The sequence below is a fragment of the Aquipseudomonas guryensis genome (assembly GCF_014164785.1).
GTDB lineage: Bacteria > Pseudomonadota > Gammaproteobacteria > Pseudomonadales > Pseudomonadaceae > Aquipseudomonas > Aquipseudomonas guryensis.
On the sequence record NZ_JACJFN010000001.1, the window covers coordinates 643,410 to 655,343 of the forward strand.

Sequence of the window (11,934 nt, forward strand, 5' to 3'; positions counted from 1 at the left end):
CAAGAGCCCTAATGCGTCTGCTGAAGTTTTTCTGGTGGTCTTGCGTCGCCGTTTTTTGTGGGCTAACGCTCAGTTTCAGCGGCGCCTTTCTCTATCTTAGCCCCGGCCTGCCATCCGTCGAGTCACTGCGCAGCATCCAGCTACAGATACCACTCCGAGTCTATAGCAGCGATAACAAGCTGATTGCCGAGTTTGGCGAGATGCGCCGCTCACCTATCCGCTTCGAGGACATCCCGCAGGATTTCATCCACGCTCTGCTGGCTGCCGAAGACGACAATTTTGCCAATCATTATGGCGTCGACTTCACCAGCCTGATGCGCGCTGCCACTCAGTTATTGTCGAGCGGGCACATCCAGACCGGGGGCAGCACCATCACCATGCAGGTGGCGAAGAATTTCTTCCTCACCAACGAGAGGAGCTTTTCGCGCAAGATCAGCGAAATCCTCCTGGCCCTGCAAATCGAACGCGAACTGAGCAAGAACGAAATTCTCGAGCTCTACGTCAACAAGATTTACCTAGGCAACCGCGCCTACGGCATCGAGGCTGCGGCTCAGGTCTATTACGGCAAATCGATACGCGACACCAGCCTGGCCCAGATGGCCATGATTGCCGGCTTGCCCAAGGCCCCATCGCGCTACAACCCACTGGTCAATCCCGAGCGCAGCATGGAGCGCCGCGACTGGATTCTCGGCCGCATGCTCAAGCTCGGCGCCATTGATCAGGCCCGCTATGACGCCGCCGTCGCCGAGCCTGTCGCTGTCCGGCAGCATGTCCAACCACCAGAGCTGAACGCACCGTATATTGCTGAAATGGCCCGCGCAGAAATGGTCGGCCGCTATGGCAGCGATGCCTATACCGAAGGCTTCCGTGTCACCACCACCGTACCCGCAGCACTGCAGGAAGCAGCCAACCAGTCCCTGCATGACGGGCTAATCAGCTATGACCAGCGCCATGGCTACCGCGGCCCGGAAACCCGCTTACCCGGCCTGACCCGCGAGGCGTGGCTAGAGGAGCTGAGCAAGCACAAAAGCATTGGCGGCCTGGAGCCGGTGATCGTCAGCCAGGTCGAAAAGAGCGGCATCCTGGTGCTCGATCGCAGTGGCCAGGAATCCCCCGTCGCTTGGGATAGCATGAAATGGGCACGCCCCTTCCTCAACACCAACAGCCTGGGACCTCGCCCGCAGCAGCCTGCTGATGTAGTGCAGATTGGCGATCTGGTACGTGTCGAGCGCGAAGCGAAAGACAATAATCTGCTGTTCCGCCAGATTCCGGCCGCGCAGAGCGCACTGGTATCACTCGACCCGCAGAACGGCGCCATCCGCGCCCTGGTCGGTGGCTTCTCCTTCGAGCAGAGCAATTACAACCGCGCCGCTCAGGCCAAGCGCCAACCCGGTTCCAGCTTCAAACCCTTCATCTACAGCGCCGCGCTCGACAGCGGCTTCACCGCCGCCAGCCTGGTCAACGATGCCCCCATCGTATTCCAGGAGGCTGGCATGGATGAGGCCTGGCGCCCGAAGAACGACAACAACACCTTCCTCGGCCCGATCCGCCTGCGTGAGGCCCTGTACAAGTCGCGCAACCTGGTATCGATTCGCCTGCTGCAGACCATTGGCATCGACTACACCCTCAACTACATCAGTAACTTCGGCTTCAACAAACAGGACTTGCCACGCAACCTGTCGCTGGCCCTCGGTACCGCCAACCTCACCCCGCTGGAAATCGCCACTGGCTGGACCGCCTTTGCCAATGGCGGCTACAAGATCCAGCCCTACCTGATCGAACGCATCGACAGCCGAGACGGCAAAGCATTGTTCATCGCCAACCCGCCGCGTACGGCGATCAGTGCGAATAATCTGGAAGAGCAGAACGCCGTGGCTCTGTCACAGGATCCCAATGCCGAAATCGTCAAACCAGTAATTGCCGAACAGATTGTCGACGAGCGCACTGCCTACATTCTCACCAACATGCTGCAGGACGTGATCAAACGCGGCACCGGCCGCCGCGCGCTGGCTATGGGTCGTGGCGACCTGGCGGGCAAGACTGGCACCACCAACGAGTCCAAGGACAGCTGGTTCTCCGGCTATAACGCCGACTATGTCACCACTGTCTGGTCCGGTTTCGATCAGCCGGAAAGCCTCGGCCGCCACGAGTACGGTGGCACCGTGGCGCTGCCGATCTGGATGAGCTACATGAGCGCAGCCCTAAAGGACAAGCCAGAGCACCTGCCACCCGAGCCAGCCGGCCTGCTGACCCTGCGCATCGACCCGATCAGCGGCCGTGCCGCCTCCCCCGGCGCACCCGATGCCTACTTCGAGCTATTTAAGAGTGAGGACTCGCCACCACCGACCAGCGAGCTGGATGGCCTGGCCATCCCCGGCAGCCCACTGCCGGCTGACGAAGCCGCGCCGATCGATCTGTTTTAAGTAGACCGGACAGACGCCCAATAAAAAGCCCCGCAATCGCGGGGCTTTTTATTGGCTGAGTGATCAACCGTTGAACACGTCATCCACCGACTGCAGCGGATAGTGCTTCGGATACGGCAGGGTCGCCACACCGCTTTCGATAGCAGCTTTGGCCACCGCATCGCACACCACAGTAATCAGACGCACATCCATCGGCTTCGGGATGATGTACTCGCGACCGAAGGACAGCGCGATACCACCGTAGGCGTCGCAGACTTCCTGCGGCACCGGCAGCTTGGCCAGATCACGCAGGGCCAGGGCGGCGGCGATCTTCATTTCTTCGTTGATGCGGGTCGCGCGAACGTCCAGGGCACCACGGAAGATGAAGGGGAAGCCGAGCACGTTGTTGACCTGGTTCGGATAGTCCGAGCGGCCAGTGGCCATGATCACATCCGGGCGCGCCTCGCGAGCCAGCTCCGGCTTGATTTCCGGATCCGGGTTGGAGCAGGCAAAGACGATCGGGTCACGTGCCATGCGCTTGAGATCTTCAGCGCTAAGCAGGTTGGCACCGGACAGACCGACGAAGACATCCGCACCATCCAGCGCTTCGGACAGAGTGCGTTTTTCGGTCTGATGAGCGAACACTGCCTTGTACTGATTGAGATCATCGCGACCAGCATGGATCACACCCTTGCGGTCAAGCATGAAGATGTTCTCGACCTTGGCGCCCATGCTGACCAGCAGCTTCATGCAGGAGATCGCGGCAGCACCCGCGCCAAGGCAAACAATCTTGGCTTCCGGCAGGGTCTTGCCGGCGATTTCCAGGGCGTTGAGCATGCCGGCAGCGGTGACGATGGCAGTGCCATGCTGGTCATCGTGGAACACTGGGATATCGCACTGCTCGATCAGCGTACGCTCGATCTCGAAGCACTCAGGGGCCTTGATGTCTTCGAGGTTGATGCCGCCGAAGGTGATGGAGATACGACGCACGGTGTCGATAAAGGCCTGCGGGCTTTCGGACTCGACTTCGATGTCGAACACGTCGATGCCGGCAAAACGCTTGAACAGCACACCTTTGCCTTCCATCACCGGCTTGGAAGCAAGCGGACCGAGGTTACCCAGACCGAGAATGGCGGTGCCATCGGAGATCACTGCCACCAGATTGCCCTTGCCGGTATAGCGGTAGGCCAGTTCGGCATCGCGGGCAATTTCGCGCACTGGCTCAGCCACACCCGGGCTATAGGCCAGGGACAAATCGCGGGCGGTGGCAGTGGGCTTGGTCAGTTCCACACTCAGTTTGCCCGGGCGGGGCTGAGCGTGGTACTCGAGAGCGGCAGTTTTCAGATCTGACATGTTGGCTATTTCCGCTTTTGCTGTGAAACGCAGGCGAGCGAGCATACGCAAGAAGGCATCACCCCACAAGCCGACCGGCGGGGACTACAACGCCCTAACGCACCGTCTTCAGCCAGTCACCCGGGCTCGGCTGCCCCTCGGGATAAAGGCCGTTGAGCAGGCGTAAACGCACCAGCTGATCGCCCTCGCCACTCATCTGCTGGCTCAACCCCTCCAGACTCTGGCCCGCTTTGAACTGCAGCAGGCGCAGTCGACGCGGCTCGCTCAAGGCGCGTTCCTGCGCTCGCAGGGGACGGAAACTGCGCACCACCTCGAGGAAACGCTCATCCTCGCTCTCCAGGGAGGCATGCCCCTTGACCGCCCCGATAAACAGGAAGGCCTGGCGCTCACGAGTGATTACCGCCACGCGCTTGGCTGCCGTGCCCGGCACCACGGCCGTCGCGACATCGAGGCCGGCCTGGCGGAAATTGTCCTGCTGCACCAACTGCTGGCGCCCAGCCCGCTGCCGCAGGTACTGCTCGGCGCTCAGCGCCTTGGGCAGTGGCTCCAGGCTCATGACCACGAACGCCTGCTGATCGGCGCTGTGCACGATCAGCGCATCGGCGCGATTGATCAGTTCCCAGCCCGGCGGGAAGGCCAGGGTGAAATCCAGACCCGAATGGTAGAAATGCTGACCGCGGCGCACACCGGCCTCAGCCGAATCACCAAAGGGCATACCCTCGATGTGCTTGAGGTACACATCCCGGCCGACTTCACCCTGCCCGGTGGCCAGAGGACTGGCTGCGGCCACCACCTGACGCAGGCGGGTATCGTTGTCCGGATGGGTATCGAATAGGCCGTGGTAGCCCGCCGCCGGCACCTCCTGCCCCGTGGCCCGTGCCTGGTCGCGGGCGAAATCCTCCTGACTCTTGAGCACCTTGACCACTTCGATCATCGCCTGCGGGTCATAGCCACTGCGCGCCAGGTACTGAGCGCCAAGGCCATCGGCCTCCAACTCCATGTCCCGGCCGTAGCCGCTGACAAAAGCGCCGCCCAGGGCACTGGTCAAATCGCCAGCGGCGCCGACGCCGGTGCCGATCGCCACGGCCTGACCGAGCAACCCCCAGGCAGTCGATTGGCTTTGCTGGCGCACACTGTGGCGCGCCGTGACATGGCCAACTTCATGACCGAGCACTGCCGCCAGTTCGGCTTCCGAACTGAGGTAGGCCATCAGCCCGCGATGAATGTAGATATGTCCGCCCGGCAGGGCGAAGGCATTGATGTCCGGACTGTCGATCACCGTGAAGCTGTACTTCAGGTTGCTGCGATGGCCGTAGCGGGCAACGCGTTCACCCACTTGCTGCACGTAGGCCTGCAGCTTCTCGTCGGCGTAGCGCGGGTACTGCTTGCGGATTTCTTCGTTGTAGCGCTGGCCCAGCTCGATTTCCTGCTGCTCGCTCATCATCACGAAGTCATTGCGCCCGGTCGCCGGATTGACCGCACAACCCACCAATTGGCCCAGTAACAACAGCAGCAACGCAACACGCACCATCATGGCAACACCTCAAGCATGGCCGCATGGGTGAGTGACAACATCCAGCGTGCCTGGCCCGGTTTTACGCCGCCCTTGCGCGCCCGGTCAACCACCCAGCCGCGCGCTTCGACCTGACGCCCGTCGAGGCGCTGCAGCGCGTCAACATCAAAGTAGCGCAACAGTTTGGGCGCCACCCGCAGCACCAACGGGCCGTCGAGTTCAAGCCATAGCCCGCCGCGATTACGCTGCACACTCACTACGCGCCCACGCACCAGAGCGAAGCCGCCGCGCTTGACCGTCTCTGGCGCGACCACCTGAGTTTGCCGCCAAAGCCCGAGCCGCGCGCTGCGCGCCTGGCGCTCGGCCACCTGCTGACAGCCGACCAGTCCGCTATCCGGAGCGAACGCCACCAGATAAGCCAGGCCCTCGGCCAGCAATTGCGCCTCCAGATTATGCCCGGCGGCATCATAGACATGCGCCAGGGTACGCCCGTAGTGATCACGCGCCGGCTCACCCTGGCGCAGGCCGATCCGCCCGTCATTGGCTGCCACCAATGCCTGCAAGCGCTTACGCGCCGCCTCGGCGAAGGGCTCGGCCGGACGCCCGTCGCGCGCGCGTTCGGGCGCATTCAGGCCGATCAGCCGCACGTTGCGGCCATCGGTCAGGCGCAGGGTGTCGCCATCCACCACCCGCTCGACCTTGATCTGCGGCAGCTTGCCTGGCGCGGGACAGAACGCCCATGCCGGGGCAACCAGGAAGACGGAAACGAAAAAGGCGCCCACCAGGGACGCCTTTTTCAGCAGCGCGGAATAACCCATCAGGTCTCCCGTGGCAGCTCGGGTACTTACTTGGTACCGAACACGCCGAAACGCTGGTTGAAGCGATCGATACGGCCGCCGGTGTCCAGCACTTTCTGCTTGCCGGTGTAGAACGGGTGGCACTCGGAGCAGACGTCCAGGCTCAGCGACTTGCACAGAGTGGAACGGGTCTTGATCACGTTGCCGCAGCTGCAGGTCGCGGTGACTTCTTCGTACTGGGGATGGATTTCGGCTTTCATCGCACTTTCCTCGGTTGGTGTGCCGCCACTTGGCTGGTTGCCAAGTACCGCACGGAAATAGGCCGCGGATCATACCAGAGCGCGCTATCTGCGCAAGCCACCGGTCAATCTCGGCGACGTGTGGCCGTGTTAGCATCGCCGCGTCCACTGGGAGCCTGCTGTGCCCGACACCATTCTTCGCCTCGCCCTGCCCTCGCCACTGCGTCGCCTGTTCGACTACCGCGCTCCCGCCGGTGTGCCGCGCAGCGCCCTGCAGCCGGGCATGCGCCTGCGCGTGCCGTTCGGCCGCCGCGAGATGATCGGGGTGCTGATCGAGGTGGTCGAACACAGCGAAGTGCCGTTGGACAAGCTCAAGCCGGCCCTGGAACTGCTCGACCGCCGCACACCGCTACCCGCAGCGCTGTTCAAGCTGTGCCTGTGGACTGCCCAGTACTACCAGCACAGCCTCGGCGACACCCTCAGCTGGGCCCTGCCGGTGTTGCTGCGTCAGGGCGAGCCGGCCGAGGCGCGCCAGGAGCGCTTCTGGCACGCGACCCCAGGCGCCGACCTGAATGACCCGCGTCTGGCCCGCGCACCGCGCCAGCGCGAGGCACTGCGCACCCTGGCCCAGCATCCCCATGGCGTGGCACACAGCCTGCTGAGCAAGCTGCTGCTGAACAAGGACAGCCTCGACCTGCTGCTGGAGAAGGGCCTGGTACAGGTCGAAGTGCGCCGCAGCGCTCCCCTGGTGCGCCACGGCGGCTGGCTGGCACAGCCGGAGCTGCCGCTGAATGCCGAGCAGCGCGCCGCCTTCACTGCCATTCAGTCAGGCATGGATGGCTTTGGCGCCTTCCTTCTATACGGGGTCACCGGCAGCGGCAAGACCGAGGTCTACCTGCAACTGATCCATCAATGCCTGCAAGCGGGCAAACAGGCGCTAGTGCTGATCCCGGAGATCAACCTGGGCCCACAGACCCTCGAACGCTTCGCCCGTCGCTTCAATGCACGGATCGCCCTGCTGCATTCCGGGGTCAACGACCGCGAGCGCCTGGACGCCTGGCTGGCGGCGCGCGACGGCGAGGCGGATATCGTAATCGGCACCCGCTCGGCGCTGTTCACCCCGCTGAAGAATGCGGGACTGATCATCATCGACGAGGAACACGACGCTTCTTATAAACAGCAGGAGGGCCTGCGCTACCACGCCCGTGACCTGGCCCTCGTGCGTGCCCGCCAGGACAACCTGCCGATTGTCCTCGGTTCGGCCACGCCATCGCTGGAAAGCCTGCACAACGCCCACGCCGGCCGCTACGCCCTGCTCAAACTCAACCAACGCGCCGGCGGCGCACAGCCACCGCGGTTCCTGCGCCTTGACGTGAAAAGCCTGCCGCTGGACTCCGGCATTTCCGGCCCGCTGCAGCAGGCCATCGGTCAGACCCTTGCCGCCGGCCAGCAGGTGCTGGTGTTTCTCAACCGCCGCGGCTTCGCGCCGACTCTGCTGTGCCACGACTGCGGCTGGATCAGCCAGTGCCAGCGCTGTGATGCACGGATGACCCTGCACCAGCGCTCCGGCGAACTGCGCTGCCACCACTGCGGGCATGCCGAACGGCCGCCCCGGCAATGCCCGGACTGTGGCAAGGTCGACCTGCGCCCAGTCGGCGCCGGCACCGAGCGCGCCGAGGAACGCCTGAACATCCTCTTCCCGGACATTCCGGTGCTGCGCATCGACCGTGACACCACGGCGCGCAAGGGCAGCATGGACAAGCTGTTCAGCACCATCAGCCGTGGCGAGCCGTGCATCCTGGTCGGCACGCAGATGCTCGCCAAGGGTCACCACTTCCCGCGCGTGACCCTGGTGGCGATCCTCGATGCCGACGGCGGCCTGTATTCCGCCGACTTCCGTGCCAGCGAGCGCATGGCCCAGCTGATCGTCCAGGTCGCCGGCCGCGCCGGACGGGCCGAGGAGCCGGGCAAGGTGATCATTCAGTCGCATCTGGCCGACCACCCGCTGCTGGTCCAGCTCACCGAGCAGGGCTACCCGGCCTTCGCCGAGCAGGCCCTGAGCGAACGCCGTGGCGCCGGCCTGCCGCCGTTTGCCCACCTCGCCCTGCTGCGCGCCGAAGCGCACAAGCCGGGCCAGGCCGAAGGCTTCCTCGACGAAGCCTGCAGCTACGCCGAGCAACTGCAACAGGAACTGCGCCTGCCCGCCATCGAACTGCTCGGCCCGGTGCCGGCACCGATGGAGCGTCGCGCCGGCCGCCATCGTGCCCAGCTGCTGCTGCAGTCCGGCAGCCGCGTGCCGCTGCACAAGCTGCTGGCCGCCTGGCTGCCGATTCTCGAAGCAATGCCCGCTGGTCGTGCGGTGCGCTGGTCGCTGGATATCGACCCGATCGACCTGTTCTAGATTGCCCATCACGCAGGCTGCACCACAGGCACAGAGGCCCCAATTGGCAATCCTCGGTGCGCACGGCGCACCCTACGCGCTCGCCTGCAACTGCTACCTGCCTCTATAATCCGCAGTTTTCGACCCGCCACGGCCGACCGAGCAGACCATGAAAGACACTATTCGCCACCTGATCCAGCAAGCCCTGACCCGCCTCACCGCCGAGGGCGTGCTGCCCGAGGGCCTGAGCCCGGTGATCCAGGTGGAGAACACCAAGGACAAGAGCAACGGCGACTTCGCCAGCAACATCGCCATGATGCTGGCCAAGCCGGCCGGCATGAAGCCGCGCGAGCTGGCCGAGAAGCTGGTCGCCGCGCTGCCCGCCAGTGCCGAACTGAGCAAGGTCGACATCGCCGGCCCCGGCTTCCTCAACTTCTTCCAGAACAGCGACGCCCTGGCCCAGCGCCTGGAAGCGGCCCTGGCCGACGCCAGGCTCGGCGTACGCAAGGCCGGCCCGGCGCAGCGCGTGGTGGTCGACCTGTCGGCGCCCAACCTGGCCAAGGAAATGCACGTCGGCCACCTGCGCTCGACCATCATCGGCGACGGCGTGGCGCGCGTGCTGGAGTTCCTCGGCGACACCGTGATCCGGCAGAACCACGTCGGTGACTGGGGCACCCAGTTCGGCATGCTGCTGGCCTATATGCAGGAAAACCCGGCCGCCGCCGAAAGCGAGCTGGCCGACCTGGAAAACTTCTACCGCGCGGCGAAGAAGCGCTTCGACGAGTCGTCCGAGTTCGCCGACCGCGCCCGCGAGCTGGTGGTGCAGCTGCAAGCCGGCGACGCCGAGTGCCTGCGCCTGTGGCACCGCTTCAACGACATTTCCCTGAGCCACTGCCAGGCCCTGTACGACCGCCTCGGCGTCAAGTTGAGCATGGCCGACGTCAAGGGCGAGAGCGCCTACAACGACGACCTGGCCAACGTGGTCGCCGACCTCAAGGCCAAGGGCCTGCTCAGCGAAAGCGACGGCGCCCAGTGCGTGTTCATGGACGAGTTCAAGAACGCTGAAGGCAACCCGCTGCCGCTGATCGTGCAGAAGGCCGGCGGCGGCTACCTGTACGCCACCACCGACCTGGCCGCCACCCGCTACCGCGCCAACGTACTGAAAGCCGACCGTGTGCTGTACTTCGTCGACCAGCGCCAGGCCTTGCACTTCCAGATGGTCTTCGCCGCCGCGCGCCTGGCCGGCTTCGTCCCGGCCGACATGCAGCTGGAACACATGGGCTTCGGCACCATGAACGGCGCCGATGGCCGCCCGTTCAAGACCCGCGACGGCGGCACGGTGAAGCTGGTCGACCTGATCAACGAAGCCGAAGAACGCGCCTACGCCCTGGTCAAGGGCAAGAACCCCGAGCTGGACGAAGCCGAGCTGCGCCAGATCGCCCGTGCCGTAGGCGTCGGCGCGGTGAAATACGCCGATCTGTCCAAGCACCGTACCAGCGACTACAGCTTCAACTTCGAGCTGATGCTGAGCTTCGAGGGCAACACCGCGCCTTACCTGCTGTACGCCTACACCCGCGTGGCCAGCGTGTTCCGCAAGCTGGGCAAGAGCGTCGAGGAGATCGGCGGGCAGATCAGCCTGGGTGCCGAGCAAGAACAGGCCCTGGCCGGCAAGCTGGCGCAGTTCGCCGATGTGCTGGGCGGCATCGCCGACAAGGGCACCCCGCATCTGCTGTGTGCCTACCTGTATGACCTGGCCGGGTTGTTCTCCAGCTTCTACGAGAACTGCCCGATCCTCAGCGCCGAAGACGAGGCCGTGCGCAACAGCCGCCTGCGCCTGGCCGCGCTGACCGGCCGTACCCTCAAGCAGGGCTTGCAGCTGCTCGGCCTGGACACTCTGGAGCGCATGTAAGTGGCGGCGAAGAAAAAACCGGCACCCAAACGCGGCGCCAGTCGCTACCAGGCCCCGGCGAAAAGCCCGGTTCCGGGCTGGGTGTGGCTGGCCTGCGGCCTGGTTATAGGCGGCTTCATGGTGTTCCTGTTCAGCCTCGAACCGGGCCGCGATGACGTCAAGCGCGCCAAACCCGAAGACGCCCAGCGCCCGAGCGGCGCGCAGACCACGACTCAGGCCAAGCCACAAACCAAGCCGGAAGCGGTCAAGCCCAAGTACGACTTCTACACCCTGTTGCCGGAATCCGAGGTCATCGTGCCGCCGGAGGCCCTGCCGACCGAAAAACAGGCCGCCGAAAGCAAACCGGTCACCCCGGAAGAAGCAGCGAAAATCGACGCCGCCCGCGCCGAAGCCCTGCTCAATGGCCAGACCCCGCCGCCACCGCCAGTCATCGCCAAGGCGCCGGCCAGGACCCTGTTCTTCCTCCAGGCCGGTTCCTTCCGCAAGCAGGACGATGCCGACAAGGTGCGCGCGCAGATCATCCTGCTTGGTCAGAACGTGCAGGTAGAGTCCGGCACCGTGCGTGAGGAAACCTGGTACCGCGTCCTGGTCGGCCCCTACGCCAACCGCGAGCAGCTGGCCAGTGCGCAGAAACAGCTGGCTGGCAGTGGCTTCAGCAATCTCTTGCTACAACAGCGACAGAGCCGCTAATCCGCGATTTGTGACCGCCCGGTTGAAAAGCCGGGCCGGCCACCCCATCTGATCTCCATTCGGGCAACTTCGCCCCGCTGTGTGGAGACTCTCCCCTTGACCACCATCGTTTCAGTGCGCCGCAACGGCAAAGTCGTCATGGGCGGCGACGGCCAGGTATCGCTCGGCAATACCGTGATGAAAGGCAATGCCAAGAAAGTCCGCCGCCTCTATCACGGCCAGGTGCTGGCCGGTTTCGCCGGCGCCACCGCCGACGCCTTCACCCTGTTCGAGCGCTTCGAAGGCCAGCTGGAGAAACACCAGGGCCACCTGGTGCGTGCCGCCGTCGAACTGGCCAAGGACTGGCGTACCGACCGCAGCCTGAGCCGCCTGGAAGCCATGCTGGCGGTGGCCAACAAGGACGCCTCGCTGATCATCACCGGCAACGGTGACGTGGTCGAACCCGAGCACGGCCTGATCGCCATGGGCTCCGGCGGCGGCTTCGCCCAGGCCGCGGCCATGGCCCTGCTGCAGAAAACCGAACTGTCCGCCCGTGAAATCACCGAAACCGCATTGAACATTGCCGGCTCCATCTGTGTCTTCACCAATCAAAACCTGACTATCGAAGAAGAAGACTGCGCTGAATAAGCGCGGCTTCCGCTGGAGTAACGC

General features: G+C 64.3%; 9 protein-coding genes. 5 read left to right on the forward strand and 4 right to left on the reverse strand.

Translation table 11 applies throughout. The annotated features are described in order from the left end of the window. Window positions 1-11 precede the first annotated feature (11 nt). The gene (locus H3H45_RS02895) at window positions 12-2,423 is read left to right on the forward strand and encodes a penicillin-binding protein 1A (RefSeq protein ID WP_182832241.1); all 2,412 of its coding nucleotides are present in this window, start codon (window positions 12-14) and stop codon (window positions 2,421-2,423) included. A 63-nt stretch (window positions 2,424-2,486) separates the two neighbouring features. Here the strand turns inward: H3H45_RS02895 and H3H45_RS02900 are convergent, their stop codons facing one another. The 4 genes from H3H45_RS02900 to rpmE all read right to left on the reverse strand — a co-directional run bounded on the left by H3H45_RS02900 (window position 2,487) and on the right by rpmE (window position 6,325). After that, complete coding sequence (locus tag H3H45_RS02900; protein ID WP_182832242.1) at window positions 2,487-3,755, reverse strand: malic enzyme-like NAD(P)-binding protein; 1,269 nt, start codon at window positions 3,753-3,755, stop codon at window positions 2,487-2,489. A 94-nt stretch (window positions 3,756-3,849) separates the two neighbouring features. Further along, entirely contained in the window at window positions 3,850-5,283 is a 1,434-nt protein-coding gene (locus H3H45_RS02905) for a M48 family metalloprotease (protein WP_456237032.1), read from the reverse strand. 2 nt (window positions 5,284-5,285) lie between these two features. Next, complete coding sequence (locus tag H3H45_RS02910; protein ID WP_182832243.1) at window positions 5,286-6,086, reverse strand: thermonuclease family protein; 801 nt, start codon at window positions 6,084-6,086, stop codon at window positions 5,286-5,288. A 26-nt stretch (window positions 6,087-6,112) separates the two neighbouring features. Continuing rightward, window positions 6,113-6,325, reverse strand: a complete 213-nt coding sequence (gene rpmE, locus H3H45_RS02915) for a 50S ribosomal protein L31 (RefSeq protein ID WP_182832244.1) — start codon at window positions 6,323-6,325, stop codon at window positions 6,113-6,115. Between the two features lie 160 nt (window positions 6,326-6,485). Between rpmE and H3H45_RS02920 the strand changes: the two genes are divergently transcribed. From H3H45_RS02920 to hslV, 4 genes are all read left to right on the forward strand, one after another. After that, a complete protein-coding gene (locus H3H45_RS02920; RefSeq protein WP_182832245.1) occupies window positions 6,486-8,705 on the forward strand; it encodes a primosomal protein N' in 2,220 nt (739 codons plus the stop codon). 148 nt (window positions 8,706-8,853) lie between these two features. Continuing rightward, window positions 8,854-10,593, forward strand: a complete 1,740-nt coding sequence (argS, locus tag H3H45_RS02925) for an arginine--tRNA ligase (RefSeq protein WP_182832246.1) — start codon at window positions 8,854-8,856, stop codon at window positions 10,591-10,593. Next, window positions 10,594-11,283: an SPOR domain-containing protein gene (locus H3H45_RS02930; protein ID WP_182832247.1), complete on the forward strand. Its 690-nt coding sequence runs from the start codon at window positions 10,594-10,596 to the stop codon at window positions 11,281-11,283. Between the two features lie 96 nt (window positions 11,284-11,379). Beyond that, window positions 11,380-11,910, forward strand: coding sequence for an ATP-dependent protease subunit HslV (gene hslV / locus H3H45_RS02935; RefSeq protein WP_068824557.1), 531 nt, complete (start codon window positions 11,380-11,382; stop codon window positions 11,908-11,910). The last annotated feature ends 24 nt before the right edge of the window (window positions 11,911-11,934 follow it).

Excerpts from the sequence above, each read along its gene's own strand:
- argS (WP_182832246.1), top strand. The coding sequence starts at position 8,854 with ATGAAAGACACTATTCGCCACCTGATCCAGCAAGCCCTGACCCGCCTC.
- H3H45_RS02900 (WP_182832242.1), bottom strand. The coding sequence starts at position 3,755 with ATGTCAGATCTGAAAACTGCCGCTCTCGAGTACCACGCTCAGCCCCGC.
- H3H45_RS02910 (WP_182832243.1), bottom strand. The coding sequence starts at position 6,086 with ATGGGTTATTCCGCGCTGCTGAAAAAGGCGTCCCTGGTGGGCGCCTTT.
- rpmE (WP_182832244.1), bottom strand. The coding sequence starts at position 6,325 with ATGAAAGCCGAAATCCATCCCCAGTACGAAGAAGTCACCGCGACCTGC.
- H3H45_RS02895 (WP_182832241.1), top strand. The coding sequence starts at position 12 with ATGCGTCTGCTGAAGTTTTTCTGGTGGTCTTGCGTCGCCGTTTTTTGT.